General features: G+C 35.2%; 20 protein-coding genes. 4 read left to right on the top strand and 16 right to left on the bottom strand.

Features of this window, described 5'->3' with window-relative positions; all coding sequences use genetic code 11:
- Nucleotides 1–72: 72 nt before the first annotated feature.
- From AC23MB_RS06355 to AC23MB_RS06325, 7 genes are all read right to left on the bottom strand, one after another.
- Complete coding sequence (locus AC23MB_RS06355; RefSeq protein ID WP_487786784.1) at nt 73–480, bottom strand: c-type cytochrome; 408 nt, start codon at nt 478–480, stop codon at nt 73–75.
- 26 nt (nt 481–506) lie between these two features.
- Complete coding sequence (locus tag AC23MB_RS06350) at nt 507–1,085, bottom strand: SCO family protein (RefSeq protein WP_374329817.1); 579 nt, start codon at nt 1,083–1,085, stop codon at nt 507–509.
- A gap of 10 nt (nt 1,086–1,095) precedes the next feature.
- Nucleotides 1,096–1,914 (bottom strand): formylglycine-generating enzyme family protein, encoded by an 819-nt coding sequence (locus AC23MB_RS06345; RefSeq protein ID WP_374329819.1) that lies wholly within the window; start codon nt 1,912–1,914, stop codon nt 1,096–1,098.
- A 55-nt stretch (nt 1,915–1,969) separates the two neighbouring features.
- Nucleotides 1,970–3,016 carry a copper-containing nitrite reductase gene (gene nirK, locus AC23MB_RS06340; protein ID WP_374329821.1) on the bottom strand — a complete coding sequence of 349 codons (1,047 nt, stop codon included), beginning with the start codon at nt 3,014–3,016 and terminating at the stop codon, nt 1,970–1,972.
- A gap of 1 nt (nt 3,017) precedes the next feature.
- Nucleotides 3,018–3,503: a hypothetical protein gene (locus AC23MB_RS06335; RefSeq protein WP_487786783.1), complete on the bottom strand. Its 486-nt coding sequence runs from the start codon at nt 3,501–3,503 to the stop codon at nt 3,018–3,020.
- A 59-nt stretch (nt 3,504–3,562) separates the two neighbouring features.
- On the bottom strand, nt 3,563–3,994 hold the full coding sequence (locus AC23MB_RS06330; protein ID WP_312322865.1) for an RrF2 family transcriptional regulator: 432 nt from the start codon (nt 3,992–3,994) through the stop codon (nt 3,563–3,565).
- 86 nt (nt 3,995–4,080) lie between these two features.
- The gene (locus tag AC23MB_RS06325; RefSeq protein ID WP_312322866.1) at nt 4,081–4,722 is read right to left on the bottom strand and encodes an outer membrane beta-barrel protein; all 642 of its coding nucleotides are present in this window, start codon (nt 4,720–4,722) and stop codon (nt 4,081–4,083) included.
- Between the two features lie 202 nt (nt 4,723–4,924).
- Here AC23MB_RS06325 and AC23MB_RS06320 point away from each other — a divergent pair, with 202 nt between their 5' ends.
- Nucleotides 4,925–5,212 carry a hypothetical protein gene (locus AC23MB_RS06320; protein WP_312322867.1) on the top strand — a complete coding sequence of 96 codons (288 nt, stop codon included), beginning with the start codon at nt 4,925–4,927 and terminating at the stop codon, nt 5,210–5,212.
- A gap of 75 nt (nt 5,213–5,287) precedes the next feature.
- Nucleotides 5,288–7,318 carry a TonB-dependent receptor domain-containing protein gene (locus AC23MB_RS06315; protein ID WP_487786782.1) on the top strand — a complete coding sequence of 677 codons (2,031 nt, stop codon included), beginning with the start codon at nt 5,288–5,290 and terminating at the stop codon, nt 7,316–7,318.
- 17 nt (nt 7,319–7,335) lie between these two features.
- On the opposite strand, the gene AC23MB_RS06310 is transcribed toward AC23MB_RS06315, so the two are convergent.
- From AC23MB_RS06310 to AC23MB_RS06280, 7 genes are all read right to left on the bottom strand, one after another.
- On the bottom strand, nt 7,336–8,307 hold the full coding sequence (locus tag AC23MB_RS06310; RefSeq protein WP_487786781.1) for an FAD:protein FMN transferase: 972 nt from the start codon (nt 8,305–8,307) through the stop codon (nt 7,336–7,338).
- Nucleotides 8,308–8,321: 14 nt separating this feature from the next.
- Entirely contained in the window at nt 8,322–10,508 is a 2,187-nt protein-coding gene (locus tag AC23MB_RS06305) for a PepSY domain-containing protein (RefSeq protein ID WP_487786780.1), read from the bottom strand.
- A 3-nt stretch (nt 10,509–10,511) separates the two neighbouring features.
- Complete coding sequence (locus AC23MB_RS06300) at nt 10,512–11,003, bottom strand: DUF2271 domain-containing protein (RefSeq protein WP_431412772.1); 492 nt, start codon at nt 11,001–11,003, stop codon at nt 10,512–10,514.
- Nucleotides 11,004–11,009: 6 nt separating this feature from the next.
- A complete protein-coding gene (locus AC23MB_RS06295) occupies nt 11,010–12,485 on the bottom strand; it encodes an ankyrin repeat domain-containing protein (protein WP_487786779.1) in 1,476 nt (491 codons plus the stop codon).
- A gap of 154 nt (nt 12,486–12,639) precedes the next feature.
- A complete protein-coding gene (locus AC23MB_RS06290; RefSeq protein WP_313028688.1) occupies nt 12,640–13,017 on the bottom strand; it encodes a hypothetical protein in 378 nt (125 codons plus the stop codon).
- Nucleotides 13,018–13,098: 81 nt separating this feature from the next.
- Nucleotides 13,099–14,208, bottom strand: a complete 1,110-nt coding sequence (locus tag AC23MB_RS06285; protein ID WP_312324138.1) for a 5-(carboxyamino)imidazole ribonucleotide synthase — start codon at nt 14,206–14,208, stop codon at nt 13,099–13,101.
- Nucleotides 14,209–14,245: 37 nt separating this feature from the next.
- Nucleotides 14,246–14,578 carry a zinc ribbon domain-containing protein YjdM gene (locus AC23MB_RS06280; RefSeq protein WP_313028687.1) on the bottom strand — a complete coding sequence of 111 codons (333 nt, stop codon included), beginning with the start codon at nt 14,576–14,578 and terminating at the stop codon, nt 14,246–14,248.
- Nucleotides 14,579–14,694: 116 nt separating this feature from the next.
- On the opposite strand from AC23MB_RS06280, the gene AC23MB_RS06275 reads away from it, so the two are divergent.
- Both AC23MB_RS06275 and AC23MB_RS06270 read left to right on the top strand, forming a co-directional pair.
- On the top strand, nt 14,695–15,525 hold the full coding sequence (locus AC23MB_RS06275) for a sulfite exporter TauE/SafE family protein (protein WP_312324136.1): 831 nt from the start codon (nt 14,695–14,697) through the stop codon (nt 15,523–15,525).
- 6 nt (nt 15,526–15,531) lie between these two features.
- Nucleotides 15,532–15,909, top strand: a complete 378-nt coding sequence (locus tag AC23MB_RS06270) for a DUF1634 domain-containing protein (RefSeq protein ID WP_079668088.1) — start codon at nt 15,532–15,534, stop codon at nt 15,907–15,909.
- Here the strand turns inward: AC23MB_RS06270 and gloA2 are convergent, their stop codons facing one another.
- Together gloA2 and AC23MB_RS06260 are read right to left on the bottom strand one after the other, a co-directional pair.
- Entirely contained in the window at nt 15,910–16,287 is a 378-nt protein-coding gene (gene gloA2 / locus AC23MB_RS06265) for an SMU1112c/YaeR family gloxylase I-like metalloprotein (protein WP_487786778.1), read from the bottom strand.
- Between the two features lie 193 nt (nt 16,288–16,480).
- A complete protein-coding gene (locus tag AC23MB_RS06260) occupies nt 16,481–17,548 on the bottom strand; it encodes a diphosphomevalonate decarboxylase (protein ID WP_487786777.1) in 1,068 nt (355 codons plus the stop codon).
- Nucleotides 17,549–17,601 lie beyond the last annotated feature (53 nt).

Raw genomic sequence — 17,601 nt, 5'->3', positions numbered from 1 at the left:
TTTTTATCCTTTATTGTTGTAAAATTTTTTGAATAAACCTCATTGGAAATTCTACCAATGAGGTATTAGGTTTTATTTTTTCTGTGCTAAAATATATTTCACCATCAGTTTTGCATTGTCTTGACTCAATCCAGCATGCGGCGTCATCGGAATATCGCCCCAAACACCTTTTCCACCTTCAATAATTTTCGTTGCTAGATGATCGATGTCGGCTTCAGTGTATTTTGCTGCCACTTCTTGATACGAAGGTCCAACTAATTTCGCATCCACCTTATGACAAGAAAGACAATCGGTTCCTTCTACTAAACTTTTCCCTTCCTCTTCAGGAGTCAAAGCTACTGCTGGTGCACTTTCTGCTGCTTTTTCACTTGGTTCTGGTAACATGACGTTAGATTCTGGTTCTACAACAGGCTCTGTTTTTTTAGAACAAGAAACGATGGCTAATGATGCTACTAATGCGGTTAATACTAATTTTTTCATAGCTGATTTATTTGTTTATTTTTAATTTATTTAAGTTCACTTTTCACGGCTGAGACCGTTTTATCAATATCGATGTTGATGCCTTCTTTTTGATGAACCAACAAACCTTCCTTCGAAAACACACTAATTATATTGGAATGCGAAAAATCCATCGGGGAAATTTGTTTGTATTTCATCGCTAAAACATTGGCTAATTCTCGGGTATTGGCTTCGCTGCTTCTAATAAACAACCATTGTTTACCATCAAGACGATAGGTTTTTAAAAACTCCTGCATCTTTTCTGGCGTATCGTGTTCGGGATCTATAGAAATCAAAACATAGCGCAAATCTTCCGGATTTTTATGTCCAACTTTTGCTTCAATCGCCTTCATATCTAGAGTTAGCCTTGGACAAGCCGTTTTACAAGAAGTGTAAACCATCACCATCGTTAAGACCTTCCCTTTTAAATCTTCCAATTTTATTTTGGTTCCGTCCGCTTGTTCCCATTTTGATGATAAATTAAATATGGAATTCGGATCCAGATTCTCGCTTGATTTTTCTTGACAGCTATTCAGAATAATCAAACTTAAACAAGCGGTTACTATAATTTTTAGTAGATTTTTCATTTTATAAATTTTAATTTAAATCCTTTGCACAACGGAATCCGAGATTGTTAACGGTATAATCGGCGTTCATACTTCCTCGCATCGCAAAGCGAATAAAGGCGGCATAATTTCTCAAATCAGAAGACGTTACAGAAGCGCCTGCACAAAACAAGGTTTCGTTTGCCGCATTGTCTTTTCGAGATTCTCCCGTAATCATCACCGAATTAAAATCTTCCGTCCATTCCCAAATCGTTCCGTACATATCGTAAATTCCCCAAGCATTCGGTTGATGCTGCTTTACAGCTTGTTTATACTTCCCTTTTTCTTGATACAAATTCAAAATATGTCTTGTGAATTCGGGATCTTCGGTAGCATCTTTTAGATTCTCGTTGGCACGAGCGGCATATTCCCATTCATCAACCGTTGGCAAACGCTTTCCGACGCTTTCGGCATAGGCTTTCGCTGCAAACCAAGAAACATTGGTTACTGGCGCATCTGGACTTACATCGGCTGGAATTTCAAAATCACTTTTCCAATGTTTTAAATAAGTGCTATCTGCGTAGAGTTTCAGAACTTTACTTTTGGTCCATTGAGGATTCTTTTTCAAAAATTCGAGGTATTCAAAGTTAGTAACAGCAGTCTCGTCTAGCATAAAAGATGGCACAGTCGTCAAGCTATCACTTTCTTTTCCTACAAAAGCTCTGTACTGTCCGCCATCCACTTTCATCATTTTTTTATGGCTTGTAATACGAATGATGGATGGTTTTTCGCTTTCAATTTTTGTTATAGATTGTTTTTTACTACAACTAAAAACTAAAATCAAACTTAATATGTAAACGAGTTTTTTCATTTTTAAATTTAATCCTCAATGATGAACCAAAAGTTCAAAAAACTACTACTATGGATTATTTTTTAATTGATTTAAAAACTTTAGGATTTTCTTCACCCGTAATTTTAATTTTCCCCAAAGCACCTTTATTAAAGGCTCTAAAGATGGCATGATCAACAATTACGTATTCGCCCGGAACTTTAGAAGTAAATTCTACAATAGCTGCTCCACCTGGCGGAATTACCGTTGTTTGCACATTTTCATTGGTTTTTGAACCACCTTCGATATAAACTTTGTCGAAAATTTGACCAATAACATGGAAAGACGATGTTAAGTTTGGACCTCCATTTCCGACGAAGAATCTAACGCTTTCACCCACTTTTGCTTGAAGTTCGCCTTCGCCTAGTAAAGCACCAGTTTTCCCGTTAAACACAACATATTCTGGATGTTCTGCAATGGCTTTATCCATGTCAAATTCTTGCAATCCTTTGTCGCCAAATTTTCCTTTAGTATAGAAATCACCTTGCATAATGTAGAATTCTTTGTCCACTTTTGGAAGTCCACCTTCTGGTTCAATTAAAATCAAACCGTACATTCCGTTCGCAATGTGCATTCCCACAGGCGCCGTCGCACAGTGATAGACATACAAGCCAGGATTTAAAGCTTTAAAATTAAATACCGCTTCTTTTCCAGGAGCTACGAAAGTTGCTTCTGCTCCACCACCGGGACCATTTACTGCATGAAGATCAATATTGTGCGGAAAAGCTGAGTTTTCATTATTTTTTAAATGAAATTCAATTTCGTCGCCAACTCTTGCTCTGATAAAATTTCCCGGAACGGTTCCACCGAACGTCCAGAAATTATATTGAGTGCCATCAGCTAATTCGCCAACTTTTTCGATGGTTTCCATACGAACGATTAATTTTTTCGCAGCACGATCTCCGATTGGTGCAGGAACATTGGGTGCAGAAGTTAATTTTGCTTCTTCGGCAGCACCAGAAACGGCAATATTTTCGGTACTTCCTGATTTAGAAGTAGAACTAGAATCTGAAGCGTTCTGTTTACAAGCATTTAATGAGAGGCCAGCCAGAACAATTGCTAATGGAATAATGTATTTTTTCATGTTAGTGAGAGGTTTTTAATGATTCTAAAAAAAGTTTTGATTGTATATTTTTTCTTTCTAAAACTAATATTGGTAATACAATTAGTAAAATAACTTTTGCAACTTCGGCATAGATAAAATAGTCGTGAAGCGCCGTTGGCGGAAGTCCTTTTCCTGAAGCTAAAACATCTGCTCGAGCATCTAAAATTGGGAGCATCCAAAATTTTTCTAAACCTAATATCAGTGCTAAAAGAAAGAAGTTGATTAATAATTTGATGTTTAATTTTTCTTTATTAAATAGGAAACTTAAACCCATAAATACGATGAGCACCATTTGAATATTGGTCGAAATCCCAAACATGATTTTCCCTAATTCTAGCGCGATTGGAAGCGTCATTCCTGGAACTTGAAATTTAAAAGGCGTTTCTAAAAAGCTTACCGCTAAAACCAAACCCAGCCAAAAGCAAGAAATCGCAAAAACGAGAGGATATTTAACTTGAGTTTTCATATTTAATATTTTAATACCTTTTTATCTTTTATTTAATTAAAGAAATAGATTTTAGAGTTCTATCTTTTCAAAAATGCTTCCTGAGCATCCAATTGATCAACAAAATCTCCAATTTTCATATCGTTAAGCATCTTTTGAAGATTATTTCTAATATGTTTGAATTCGTTATGAACGGGGCAAGGATGCGTTTCCGAACATTCTTTAAGTCCTAAGGCGCAACCCGAAAAAATCTTGTCGCCGTCCATTTCTTTAACAATTTCCGTTAAAGAACGATTAAGACTAATATTGTCTAAATAAAAACCTCCTGTTGGACCTTTCGCAGATTGTACAAAACCTTTTCTACTGAGATCTTGCAGAATTTTTGCTATAAAATATTCGGGAGAATCTATGCCTGCAGCAATATCTTTAATACCGATTCTCCCCCCATCTTTCGTCTGTTGGGTGATGTAGATTAAGGCTCTTAAAGCGTATTCGCAAGTTTTGGAAAACATTTCTTCTATTTTTCTATTACAAATGTAAAACTATTTTTCAAATAAAAGATAAAAAACTCTTCTATTTGATTATGACAATTCTCAGTTTATTTTTTTGCAGGAATAATATATTTAGCCGCAAATTGAATTGTAGAAAAATTAGCTTCAAAATTAAATTTACTTTTATTAAAATTCGTTTTTTTATAATGTACATTGCTATAACCGATTTCTCCAATACTAGCCGCAATTTTCCAACGTCGGTTCACAAAATAATCAATTCCGGGTTTTAAATTAATTCCATAACTCGTAAAAGAATTTTTAGTATGATTGAGCTCTACTCCATTACTTTCCAAAGTCAGAAATTGCTTTGTGGAACCAAACTCTAAAGGAAAATCCAATTGACAAAACAAACCAAATCGTTCGTCCAAAACCCAAAACTTTCTAAGCGATGGCGTCAAAACAAATGCAGAACTCTCTGCTTCTAAATTGAGATTTTCAAAATTTGCATTTCTTGTCGTAGAATGATCGGTGGTTTGTCTGTAACCTGCACTTACAGCAACTGCCCAATTGGGCGCAAAAAAATAGCCATAAGTCGGCAAAAAACGATACGAATCTGAACTCGAATTATTAGACTCATCTTTGGTCGTCGAAAATCCGAATTGTCCAGAAACAAACTGCGTTTCCTTCGGAACTTGTGCATTGGCGAGGCTCAAAAAGAAGAGCGCGGATAACATTGTAATTTTTTTCATGATAAATTATTTTTTAATGAAAATAAATTTGAAAGTTGTAAATGTAAATAATAAAACACTAAAAAGTCTTTTATTTTAAAATGATTAATTTCATGTGTTATTTCACAAAAATTGATGATACATTTGTCTTATGAAAATTTGGTTTTCAATAGTGTTCTCTAGCCTTTTATTGCTTTGTAGCAGTCAATCTACATTGCTTTGGGTGGATTATTCTATAAACCAAGATTTCTACGAATTGCATTGTGAAAACAAAACCAAGCCTCAATTGGAATGTCACGGAAAATGTCAAATGTCAAAAAATGAACAAACCAGCCAGAATGTTCAACTTCTGAAAATTTGCACAGAATTTATGTTTTTAAATCCTGCATCAGATACATTTTTTGAAATCGATTCAAAGTCTTATTTTGAATCTGAAAAGATAAATTTTATCACAAGTTTCTACCAATCTCCAACGGCAAAATTGTTGGACGAGCCTCCTATTGTTGGATAATTTTTAAAAATTATTTTTTCGAAGTTGGATTTATATAGAATTCAGCAAAGTAGTCATTCAACAATACAAAAAATCATGTTAGCAAAACATCAAAAAGCTATTTGCAAAATAGGTTTCGGCTTATTCTGCTCGGTGGCGAGCTTTAATTTTGCGCAAGCTCAAGACCAAGACAGCATAAAAATTCAGAATATCGAAGTCGTGAAAATCACGAAATTAAATATTCAAAATCATCAAAATTCAAAACAAATAAAAGTAAGCTCAACGCAGCTTCTCGATCACGACGCAGGACATTTTCTGAAAACTTTACCCGAAATTTCTGGCATCAAAAAAGCTGGAAACTTCGGTACAGATCCCGTTCTCAGAGGTTTTAAATATGAACAACTCAACATCGTTACCGACGGTGCTGTTTATGCCATTAATGCTTGTCCAAGTCGCATGGATCCTTCGATTTCGCAAATTAATATGAACAGCGTTGCCGAAGCTCAAATCTATAAAGGACCGTATCAATTTCGCTTTGGATCGACTTTGGGCGGAACGATTAATTTCGTTTCAGAAAAACCAATTTTTACCGATAAAACCAAGCTAAAAAACAGATTTTCTAGCAGTTATGATAGCAATGGTTCTATTTTCAGAAACGAATTAATGTCGCAATTAACTTCCAAAAAATTTAATGTTGATTTGTTCGGAAGTTACAACGATGGCGACCGATACAAAGATGGGAATGGAGACGAAGTTCGTTCCGCATTTAAGCGTTATTCAATAGGTTCAAAAATTCAATACAAATGGTCAGATGACGAAATTACAAGTTTGCAAGTGAACACAAATCAAGGTCGAAATGTAGAATTTGCTGCTCTAAAAATGGATTTAATTTACGATAAAACGTGGATGACTCAATTGAATCATCAAAGCATTTACAAAAATTCGCTTTTAAAGGAAATGGCTTACAATGCTTATTTCACGCAGGTCCACCACTCGATGGGCGATCCCAAAAGAATGATGGTAAGCAATGTTGCTTCTAAAACCTACGGCGGAAGAATTGAAAGCAAATGGGGGAAAAATTCGTGGAATCTTTATTCTGGTTTCGATTACAAGAATGAGCAAGCTGAAAACGAAAGCATGACGATGAATTCACCCATGATGATGCCTAAAGACGGGAGTTCGTGGCAAGATTCTCATATCGATCTGGTTGGTTGGTTTAATGAATTTTCAAAGAATTTTGCCACTTCAAAACTTACGGCTTCTTATCGGATGGATTACAACACGGCAAACGCTGGCGAAATGTCCAAGTTATTTGAACAATTGTATGGTGGAATGAAGAGCGAGCAATTAAATCACAGTTTTAGTTTGGGTTATCAACAAAAATTTGGAAAACATTCTGATTTGGCGATTTGGTTGGGACGCGCGCAACGAAGCGGAAGTTTGACGGAGCGATTTATCAACCGTTTCCCAGTTGGAAATGACAACTATGATGTTGTCGGAAATCCTTTAGTAAAGCCTGAAACCAACAATCAAGCGGATTTAATTTACACCTTTCATACCTCGAATTTCCATTTTCAAACGGATTTCTTTTATGCTTTTATGCAAAATTATATTGGCGCTGTGGTTAATCCTGATATTAAATCGAATTCCATGCAAAGTCCTGGCGTAAGACAAATTCAGAATATTGAAAAAGCGATGAAAGCTGGTGTTGAAGCTCGTTTGCAATGGCAATTTTTGCCCAATTACAAAACCGATGTTGCCGTTGCATACACTTATGCCGAAGATTTGAACAAAAAAATGCCTTTGGCAGAAATCGCACCACTCAACCTAAAATGGAATCTTGAAGGACAATATCAGCAATTTTCATACGGAATAAATTACCGTTTTTCGGGCGCTCAAAACCGTGTGAACACCGATTTTAAAGAATTGAAAACACAAGACTTTTCAGTAGTTGATGTGTACACAAATTTTAGCATTCAGAAAAACATAAAATTTCAAGTTGAAGTCAGCAATTTGTTTAACAGAGCCTACGCAGAACATTTGAGTAGAACTTTGAGCAGCAACAATCAACAAAGAATTTTGGAGCGCGGACGTAGTTTTAATGTTGGCGTTTTTGTGAATTTTTAAAAGAAAAAAGGACTGAATTATTTCTTAATTTTCCCCTCATCCGTTATCAACAAATAGCGATACTCAGGGAATTTTGGGACTAATTTCAGTCCTTCTTTTTCGCCTAAAACCATGATGGAAGTGCTTAAGGCGTTGCAAAATTCAGATGAAGGACCATAAATTGTGACGCTCGTAAGTCCAATTGCAGGAAATCCCGTTTTTGGATTGATGATATGAGAATAACGCACACCTTCGATTTCGGCGAACTTTTCATAGCTTCCAGAAGTGGCAACGGCGGAATTTTTAAGTTTTAAAATTTTAGCAATCTTTTGACGCTTAAAAGGATTTCGGATACCGATTGCCCATGGTTTTCCGTTAGATTGCGTTCCCCAAGCCGCAATATCGCCAGAAGCGTTGACAATTCCCGCAATTATACCTTTCTTTTGCATTAATTCTCGACCTTTATCCGCAGTATAACCCTTTCCTATCGAGCCAAAACCGATTTTCATGCCTTTATTTTTCAAGAAAATGGTTGAGTTTATGGAATCCAAAATAATATTGCGATAATCAACATTTGAAATCGATTTTTTGATAGATTCTTGTGACGGTATTTCGGTCATCGAGCCATCAAAACGCCAAATTTTATCCATAGAAACCGTTGAAATATCGAACGCTCCGTTTGACATTTTAGAATAATCAATAGCACGTTTTGTAAGATCAAAAACTTCCTTATCGACTTTCACAGGATGGATTCCTGCATTTTGATTGACTTGTGAAATCTGCGTATGCGGTTGCCATTCGGATATTAAATTTTCAATTCGACAAATTTCTTCAATGGTTAAATCAATATTTTTATTTGCACTCGCCGAATCTTTATCCACCAAAGTAATGTTAAAAATCGAACCCATCAAAGTGACTTGACGCTCGACTACAACAGGTTTTTGAGCGAAAACAAAGCTGCTTGGAAAAACCAAAAACAGAAGCGTAAAAACGATTCTGTTTTGGTACATTTTATATTTTTGATTTAATAACAATCCGTTAGAATTTGGTTTTCATACGAGCTTAGCGGCTGTTGATGATATTTTAAAGTGATTTCTTCTAAAACTTTTTCAACATCCCGTTGCATTTTTAACGCACCACAAATCATAATAATTCCGCCTTCTTTCAATAAATCAGCAAAATAGGTTTCATTATTTTTGATTAAATTCATCACATATTGCTTATTTCCTTCACGAGAAAAAGCCAAGTGTAAACTTTCTAAATGACCTTTCGATTGCTGTTCTTGTGCGAATTTTTGATATTCTTTGGCTTGCGAATTATCAAATCTAAAACCAGAATACAATCGAATATTTTTCTTACTGAAATTTTCATCAATCATTCCTAAAAACGGCGCGATTCCTGTTCCGTTTGCAATCATCGCAATTTTCTGAGCATCTTTCGGCAAATGGAATTTTGCATTTTCCATGATTCGTCCATTAATTTTGGAACCGATTTTTAATTGATGCAAATATTCAGAACCTAAACCACCAGGGAATAATTTAACCAACAATTGAATGTTTTGCCCGACTTTTCCAACCGAATAAAAACGCTCTTTATTATTGTTTTCAGGATAAATCGCAAGTAAATCTCCCGATTCAAAATTTTGTTTTTTTGTTGGTTTTAAAACAACTTTAAAAGTCGTATTCTCTTCTGTTGGAATCGATTTTTCAACCACTTCAAATTCTTTAAGATTTGGAATTTTAGCTTCGTAAACTGTTGGTGCCGTTGCCAAAGCCAATAAACTTTTCTCGCTCCAAAGTTTCGCCCAATGCACAAACTCTTGCGTCGATCTATCATTTACAGTACAGAAATTCACCAATTCGTTTGCCCAAGATTGTTCATTTAGAAGTTGATTAACCGAAACGGCAAACTCGCAATAATCAGCATAAGATTTAGATCCAAAACCCACCACCGAAAAAGAAATCAGATGATCTTGAGGTGTTTTTTTAACCAAATTATCAAAACGATTAGCATTGGTTGGCGCTTCTCCAAGTCCATAGGTTGACGTAAAAATCACCAAATGTTGCGCTTTTGGATAGGCCTCGTATTGATTCATTTGAGACAAAAAGGATTTCTTCCCTTGCCCTAACAATTGTTTGTGAATATTATCAGCAAAAGTTAGCGTTGTACCATTCTCAGAGCCGACCAATAAGATGATTTCGGCATCTTTGCTTTTGTATTGATTTTTAATTTTAGTTCGTGTTCTGCGGAACATAATCACGAAACCGGTGTAAATAAAAAACACAATATTCAACGAAGCTAAACCTAAGATAAATGCCCAAATACGGCTCGTTTTTCCTGTATGAAGATCGAGATTTATCTTTTCTAAAACTGCGGAATACGGATATTTGGTTTCAGAAATAATTTCTCCTGTGACTTGATTAACCGACACCGAACGATCTTTTAAATGAACAATAAAAGGTTCGGCTTCGTCATCAGGAACAAAAGGAAATTCTATGCGCTCGACATCGTCTAAAGCGGTGTTTTTAAAGAAAGGAATATCTTTTAAATCCTTGGCTTCACCAGCTTTTGCAGTATGTTTTATTTCTTGATTTTCATCTTTAAAAAAGTCCAACCGAAGCATAAAAATAAAGCTTCCTGTTAAAGCAACAATCAAAATCGGAATCAACAACAATCGTCCCGAAACAACATGGAAATATTGCGAGAAGAAATCTTTGCGAATTCGTGTAAAGAAATGTTTTATCCCTTGTTGACGCTTTAAAATAAGGACAAAACCACTAATCGAAATCAAAAATAAAATGAAGGACACCACGCCAACAATCGCTCTTCCAGTTTCTTTTAAAAACAGAGAACGGTGCAAAGCAGTTGTCCAATTGATGAAGTCACCTTTAGGTTTTATGTTCCCAATTTTCTTTCCAGAATTAGGATCAATATAGGATTTTACGGGATTACCGTTTTCGTCTAGAGCATCAATAGTCACAAAATCGTTGTGATCCACCTTCACTTCTAACACTTCAAAATACGAGTCTCGAAGTGTGGGTAAAACATGTCCCAGATTGAGTTCTTGAAAATTTTCTACACGGTAAGCCGGTGCTTTTTCATCTATCGCATCGTAGGCTAAAATAACGCCCGTAACCGACAAAATTAAAAGGAAAGCGGACGAAATAATCGCCAACGCCAAATGAGCATACCTCCAAATAGATAAGGTCATTTTTTACTGAACTTTTAAAAATCGAATCGCCTTGATGTAACCGTCACCCTTCACGCCCGCTTTATTGTCTAACACCGCCGATGACAATGCAACTTCAGCATCTTTTGCATAGTATTTTTGAGTTTCAACGGCAGATTCAAAACGCAGCTTGTAAGCTTTATCGAGTTTTGCAGTGTCAAATTCAATTAGACGTGTTGCTCTCGCTCCACCAGCAATCGAAGCACCTGTAATTCCGTTTAATTTTTGTTTTTTAACTTTCTGAAATTTGTGCCATTCTTTCAGCGTGTTGTACCACTCATTATCGGTTCCTAAAACACCCAAAGTCTGCTCATACTGCCCTTTTGGATTGATAAGCGAAATTACCACATAGGCTTCTTTCCCCGAGTAAGCATTCATCTGAATCATTGTTTTATACTTCGTTGTTTGAGCGAAAACTGAATTGGACAAAACCAATGCAAACATGCTCAAAACCATAACTTTCCAGTTTTTTTTCATAATCTTTTATTTCAAAAAGTCAATTGACACTTTATTTTTTATTAAGAATTCGTTTTGCTTAGCCAAATCGTATGCCGTTTCTTCGAATTCTGTTTTTAAATCTTTCTTAACGCCTAAATCCACCAAGGTTTTTAACATTTTATCATCTTTAGACACCAATGCTGCTTTGTGTAAAGCTGAGTTTCCATCGGCATCTTGAGCATTAACATCAACGCCTAACTCCGCTGCTTTTTTCACCAAAGCGAGTTCACCTTTATCCACCGCCAACAACAATAATGAATTTCCGTTTTTGGGAGTCGATTTAAAATCAACGCCTGCCGTTTGCAATAGATCTTGTTTAGCATTGAAATCCGCAATTGTTTCTGGATTTGATTTATAGGAATTAAACCAATAATACGCTAAAGAATGTCCAGCTTTATCCACTGCTTTAGCATCGGCTCCGTTTTTAATTAATACAGTTGCAACCTCAGCAGAAGCGTTTTCGATAGCTTTCATTAAAGCGGTTTCACCTTTTGCATTGGCGGCGTTTACATTTTTAGATTTTGCTAAAAGTGTTTCAATAACTTTCGCATCTTTTCCTTGCGAAGCCATTATTAATGCCGTGTTGCCTTCTTTATCTGCAAGTCCTGCATCAACTCCTTTGTTCAAAAAATATTGAATAATCTCAATATTTGGTCTTCTCATAAGAGAATTTAAAATCGTTGCACCGTTGGAATTTAGTGCTTTGGGATTCAACTTATATTTTTCCACTAAAGTTTGAAAAACCTCTAGCCCATTTACTTTTGTACGCGAACCTTGAGTTGCAAAAAATAAGGCTTGGTCGGTTGGTTTTACACCTTTTGCGATTAACTGATCGAGGATTTGGAAATTACCTAATTTCATCGCGTAATCAGCAACAGTTCTGTCTGCGTTGTCTTTATCTTGAAGTGACAAACCTTTAGTGATGAAATAATTAGCCAACTTCAAATCTTCATCATTCGCAATGCTCATCATGATTAAAGTTGAACCGTCTTCATGCTTTAATTTTGGATTAGCTCCAGCTTTAATTAACGCATCAAAAACTGCGGTATTTTGGTTTCCAGCTTCGGCTGCATACTCGATAACCGACGAACCGTGACTGTCTTTATAATGAACATCCGAACCTTTCGCCAAAAGATAATTCACCAATTCTAAATTTCCAGAAGCCGCTGCCCACTGCAAATACGTTCTAGAATGGTGTGTTTTTTTATCAATCGAATTTCCTGCTTGCTCCACCATAAATTGAACAACAGGCGTTGAAACCTTATTATTAATCGCCATTACAACGGGATCAAAGAATCCTCCGTTTTGTTGTGACGGACTATTTCCTTTTACGATTTCTGCTTTTACAGTTTCTAAAGTTGGGTTATTCTTCCAAAAAGCACCATCTAATAAAGTGTTTTTTTGAGCTTTCCCGAAAGCAAAAGCTACTAAAAAAACAGCAGCAAAAAAGATCTTTTTCATAAGGTATATGGTATGATTAATTCGTTAATTTTATTTATAATAATTATAAATAACAAAATTAAGAATAAAAATAACACCTCCAAAATAAATATTAAAAAAGTGATAAAATGCAGGAAATAAAAAACCGAACAAAAGAATTTGCTCGGGATTTATTTTATTCTTGTGAAACTTCGATTCGATAAATTTTTGCATCGGTTATCGGATCTTGAGTATCTATTAATTTTAAAATCTGATTTGCTTTTTTATAATGTTTAACCATTCCGTCAGCGGTTTGTTCTTGAAGAACTGGTTGGAATTTTAGTTCAGAAATTAATTTAAAATAATTGTCAAAAAAAACTTTACTTTCAAAACTATAAGTGATTTTGGAAGTAGCATAATTGTTTTTTGCAATTTCCTTCGCAAGCGAAGCGTTTTCGCCACTATAATTGACGACTTTAACTTTACTAGATTCTATTTTATCAAAACCTGTGAACTTGTATTTCGTCATTTCTTTTTGAAAATCATCTTCATCCATCGAATTTAGTTTGGACAAATCTTCTATCGAGAAAAGTTGTGCAGAAACTAAGCTTCCGAAAATAATTGTGAAAACAAATGCGAAAACAAACTTAATAATTTAAGATTTAACGATAACCTTAGATTTAATGCTAATTAATTTATCCATCAGCTCTTCGCGAGAATCTGCGAGAACGTTAATGTGTCCCATTTTTCGACCAGGTTTGGTCTCTGTTTTTCCGTAAAGATGAACATAGGTTTTGGGCATTTTCATAACTTCATCTAGTCCGTCATAAATCACTTTTCCCATAAATCCGTCCGCTCCTACCAAGTTTAACATGCCACTAAATGTGAATGCCTCAGTATCTGCTAACGGAGAGTTTGTCACCACGCGATACATCTGCTCAAACTGAGAATTGGCGTTACCTTCTTGACTTTGATGTCCAGAATTGTGTAACCTAGGCGCAGTTTCGTTAACCCAAACTTTTCCATTTTTATCCAAAAATAATTCGATGGCAAAAAGTCCTGGAGATTCTACAACCTGCAAAAATTTGTTAGTAATCTTTTCTATCTGTTGCGCTACATCGTCGCTAATATTGGTTGGGCAAATATTAAAATCCAAAAGATTTAATTTGGGATCTGCAACCATTTCTGTTACGGGAAAAGTTTTGGTTTCGCCACGTTCATTTTTAGCAACGATAACGGATAATTCTTTATCGATATCGACTAATTTTTCTAAAACCGAATCTTCTACCCAAAGCTTTTTAAGATCGTCTGCATTCTTGATAAGTTGTACACCTTTACCATCATAACCGCCCGTATTAAGCTTCTGAACAAACGGAAATTCTATTTTGATTTCTTCGGAAGTGCCGTCCATAATTTCAAAATCTGGACTCGGGATATCATTCTCTTTATAAAACTCTTTTTGAAGAATCTTTTGTTGAATGGTTGTAATAATTTTAGAATTAGGAACCACTTTAACACCTTGATTTTCTAGTTCTGCCAAAGCATCAGCATTAACATGTTCTATCTCAATAGTTACAACATCTTTATCTTTTCCAAAATCTAAAACCGTTTGATAATCTTTAAAATTGCCTTGCGTAAAATAAGAAATATTGTGACAAGGGGCATCATAAGCGGGATCAATCGTATAAAATTCATCATCATACTTTAGTGCATTTTGGATAAACATTCGACCTAATTGTCCACCACCTAGAATTCCGATTTTCATTTTTCTTTTACTTTTAAATTAGATTGATTTTAGAATTTTAAGCTTTTTTTACAAATTCAGATTTTAAAGCCATGGCTCCAAAACCATCAATTTTGCAATCGATATTATGATCGCTATCAGGTCTTAGTCGAATATTTTTAACTTTGGTACCAGCTTTAACAGGCTTCGGCGCACCTTTAACAGGAAGATCTTTAACCACAACAACAGAATCGCCGTCTTTCAATTCGTTACCGTTAGCGTCCAAAATTCTGCCTTCCATGTCAATTTCTGCGGGATCCCACTCATTGAAACATTGAGAACAAGTCATTAAATTTCCGTTTTCGTAAGTATATTCTGATTGACATTTTGGACAGATGTGTGTTTCGCTCATGTTTAAAAAAATTATAATAATGCCAAAGATACCGAAGAAAACTAAGAAGTTAAAGTTTACAACAGAAAAATACAGAATATCTTGTAAAAGCGAAGCAATACAATTATATTTGCGATATGACGGAAATCATCATTTTATTCCTAGGTGCAGTCTCAGCAGGACTATTAGGCTCACTAACGGGACTAGGCGGCGGCGTCATCATTATCCCGCTTTTAACATTAGGCTTCGGCGTCCCAATGCATTATGCCATCGGCGCATCTCTTATCTCGGTTATCGGCACATCTTCAGGTTCGGCGGTTGCTTTTGTTAAAGAAGGCTTCACCAATATGCGAATTGGGATGTTTTTAGAAATTGCAACAACTGCAGGCGCCATTTTGGGAGCTTTAGTTTCGGGGATCTTAAATCCTAACACCATCGGGATTATCTTTGCTAGTATTTTAATTTTAACCGTAATCTTAAATTTAAAAGGAAAACCTGATCATCAGGAAACTTTAATAAAAGGAAGTCTCGAGGACAAATTAAAACTTTATGGGACTTTCCCAGACAAAGGCGTTATTAAAAACTATTCGGCGAGAAACACAGTTCCTGGATTTTTGATGATGGTTTTTGCAGGTGCAATGTCTGGTTTACTTGGTATCGGATCGGGTGCACTAAAGGTTTTGGCCATGGATAATATGATGAAATTACCTTTCAAAGTTTCGACGACGACTAGTAATTTTATGATTGGTGTAACGGCAGTTGCTGGTGCGTTGATTTATTTTCAGCGAGGCGAAATTATCCCTGTTATTGTTGCGCCAGTATTAATTGGCGTTGTTGTGGGAAGTCTTATCGGCGCTAAAACTTTGATGGTTTCTAAAACTAAAAAACTAAAAACTTTCTTCGCGATTGTTATTACAATTTTGTCGATTTATATGATGTATAACGGGTTAACCAACAATTTTAAATAACGACAAATGAGAAAGGAATTCACAGATTTGGACCTTAACCGCTCAGTAGGAAATCTTCTTCGTCTGGGCGTTATTTTGTCAGTAACGACCTCATTAGTTGGTTTTATTAAGCTTTATCTTGAAGGTTTTGAAATGCCAAAAAACTACGATCAACTTGGAATTCCTAGTGAAAATGTATGGCAAAGCTTTTGGAATTCGCTTAAGCATTTTGAAGGCATGGGCATTATCCAATTAGGGATTTTACTGTTGATTCTCACCCCGTTAATGCGAATTATCTTTGCGCTAATCGGTTATCTAAAAGAGAAAGATTACACTTATGTTGTCATTTCGTTGATTGTTTTGGGAATTATGTTTGTAAGTTTTATTAGTGGTTATGCACATTAATTATTTTTCGTAAAACTCCAATGGCAGACCATCTGGATCTTGCGTAAAAAAGAATTTTTTCTCGGTAAATTCATCAATTCTGATTTCCTCACAGACTAAAGATTTTGAAATAAATTCTTGTCTTTTTTGCTCAACATCATCAATCGAAAAAGCTAAATGTCGTAATCCACAAGCTTCTGGTTGAGACATTCTTTTTGGTGAATTCGGGAACAAAAAAAGTTCGATAACATAATGATTATTAATCGCTAAATCTAATTTGTAAGATTGTCTTTCTTCACGATAAACTTCACGAATAATATTTAAACCTAAAATTTCGGTGTAAAACTTTTTCGAAACCTCATAACTTGAACATATTATTGCGATGTGATGGATTTTCATTTTTTTTGATTTTAAAATTAAGTTTTTTTTGTTCAAAATTGATCTTTCCCTTCGTTTGAATTTGATTAAACCACAAAGTGATAAAAGTTCACAAAACTGATTGATTATTTTTTTCTAGCTTTTTTTAACATTAAAAAAAATTGAGTAGAATCTTCATTCTACTCAACTTATAAAATTATTTCTTTATTAAAAATTAAAACCTCATTACATCTTTAACAACGCCGCCTTTCTGTGTAAATGGCAATAATTCTTGATTGATAAAGTTTTCAATTTTGTCTTGTTCAAGATGATTCGGGAACAGAAGATGAACATTCGCGCCAGCATCTAAAGTAAAAAACAACGGCAAACTCGTAATTCTTCGGAACTCCCAAATTTTATTAATCACTTCCAAAGTACCTGTTTTCATCAAAATAAAAGCAGGATCACTCATCATCATCATCGCATGAAGAGTCAAAGCTTCGTGTTCTGTCAATTTGATAAAACCATCCAAATCGCCAGTCGCTAGAATCGTTTTTAGCTTTTCAAAATTCTCATGAGCTTCTTGAAAACGTCTTTCCGCATAAGGATTTGTGTTCATCAATCCATGGCCAACAGTAGAAGAAACGCTTTTTTCACCTTCATGAATCAACAAAACCCAATCATTAAAGTTTTTGAAAATCGAGTGAATTTCGTCGTTCGGATAAGGAACCGCAAACAAGTCCGAACTTTCCGCAACTTCCTTGGTTTTCCCCCAAACAATTAGGCCGTTGTAAAGACTTCTACAAGCACTTCCACTTCCCAATCTTGCTAAGAAACTAGCTTTTTGAATATCTAAGTTGCTGGTTGTTGGTTGTTGGTTTTCCGTCGAAAATTTTTCGTCCAAAGCCATTAGACATTTTGCAATCGCGCCAAAACCTGATGCTGAACTTGCAATCCCAGAACTGTGAGGAAAAGTGTTTTCAGTTTTAATAATAAACTTACCTTTCAGAATCCAAGGCAAATACTTTTCAATGTTTTTAAAATATTTTTCAATTTTTTCTGCGAATTTTTTTTCTTCATTTCCTGCAAGAAAAGTCTGTACCGAAAACTCTTCGTTCGCTAAAAATTCCATCGTTGTATTGGTTTTACAGTTATTAAGCGTATAACTAATACTTGGATTCGCTGGAATCTGATTTTCGTATTTTCCCCAATATTTAATAATCGCAATATTCGATGGACAAGATTCTGTCACCGTGTGATTACTAATATTAAAGTCTTTATTTCCTAAAAATTGATTTTCCATAGTTTTTTTTAGGACTGCGTCCTAGGTTATGATTATTTGTCCTTTAGGGATTA

This window comes from Soonwooa sp. T0.1_25, from assembly GCF_057652215.1.
The sequence above is the reverse complement of the archived record's forward strand: the minus strand, read 5'-3'. Positions and strand labels throughout refer to the sequence as shown.

Excerpts from the sequence above, each read along its gene's own strand:
- AC23MB_RS06355 (WP_487786784.1), bottom strand. The coding sequence starts at position 480 with ATGAAAAAATTAGTATTAACCGCATTAGTAGCATCATTAGCCATCGTT.
- AC23MB_RS06350 (WP_374329817.1), bottom strand. The coding sequence starts at position 1,085 with ATGAAAAATCTACTAAAAATTATAGTAACCGCTTGTTTAAGTTTGATT.
- AC23MB_RS06345 (WP_374329819.1), bottom strand. The coding sequence starts at position 1,914 with ATGAAAAAACTCGTTTACATATTAAGTTTGATTTTAGTTTTTAGTTGT.
- nirK (WP_374329821.1), bottom strand. The coding sequence starts at position 3,016 with ATGAAAAAATACATTATTCCATTAGCAATTGTTCTGGCTGGCCTCTCA.
- AC23MB_RS06335 (WP_487786783.1), bottom strand. The coding sequence starts at position 3,503 with ATGAAAACTCAAGTTAAATATCCTCTCGTTTTTGCGATTTCTTGCTTT.
- AC23MB_RS06330 (WP_312322865.1), bottom strand. The coding sequence starts at position 3,994 with ATGTTTTCCAAAACTTGCGAATACGCTTTAAGAGCCTTAATCTACATC.
- AC23MB_RS06325 (WP_312322866.1), bottom strand. The coding sequence starts at position 4,722 with ATGAAAAAAATTACAATGTTATCCGCGCTCTTCTTTTTGAGCCTCGCC.
- AC23MB_RS06315 (WP_487786782.1), top strand. The coding sequence starts at position 5,288 with ATGTTAGCAAAACATCAAAAAGCTATTTGCAAAATAGGTTTCGGCTTA.
- AC23MB_RS06310 (WP_487786781.1), bottom strand. The coding sequence starts at position 8,307 with ATGTACCAAAACAGAATCGTTTTTACGCTTCTGTTTTTGGTTTTTCCA.
- AC23MB_RS06305 (WP_487786780.1), bottom strand. The coding sequence starts at position 10,508 with ATGACCTTATCTATTTGGAGGTATGCTCATTTGGCGTTGGCGATTATT.
- AC23MB_RS06300 (WP_431412772.1), bottom strand. The coding sequence starts at position 11,003 with ATGAAAAAAAACTGGAAAGTTATGGTTTTGAGCATGTTTGCATTGGTT.
- AC23MB_RS06295 (WP_487786779.1), bottom strand. The coding sequence starts at position 12,485 with ATGAAAAAGATCTTTTTTGCTGCTGTTTTTTTAGTAGCTTTTGCTTTC.
- AC23MB_RS06285 (WP_312324138.1), bottom strand. The coding sequence starts at position 14,208 with ATGAAAATCGGAATTCTAGGTGGTGGACAATTAGGTCGAATGTTTATC.
- AC23MB_RS06280 (WP_313028687.1), bottom strand. The coding sequence starts at position 14,578 with ATGAGCGAAACACACATCTGTCCAAAATGTCAATCAGAATATACTTAC.
- AC23MB_RS06275 (WP_312324136.1), top strand. The coding sequence starts at position 14,695 with ATGACGGAAATCATCATTTTATTCCTAGGTGCAGTCTCAGCAGGACTA.
- AC23MB_RS06270 (WP_079668088.1), top strand. The coding sequence starts at position 15,532 with ATGAGAAAGGAATTCACAGATTTGGACCTTAACCGCTCAGTAGGAAAT.
- gloA2 (WP_487786778.1), bottom strand. The coding sequence starts at position 16,287 with ATGAAAATCCATCACATCGCAATAATATGTTCAAGTTATGAGGTTTCG.
- AC23MB_RS06260 (WP_487786777.1), bottom strand. The coding sequence starts at position 17,548 with ATGGAAAATCAATTTTTAGGAAATAAAGACTTTAATATTAGTAATCAC.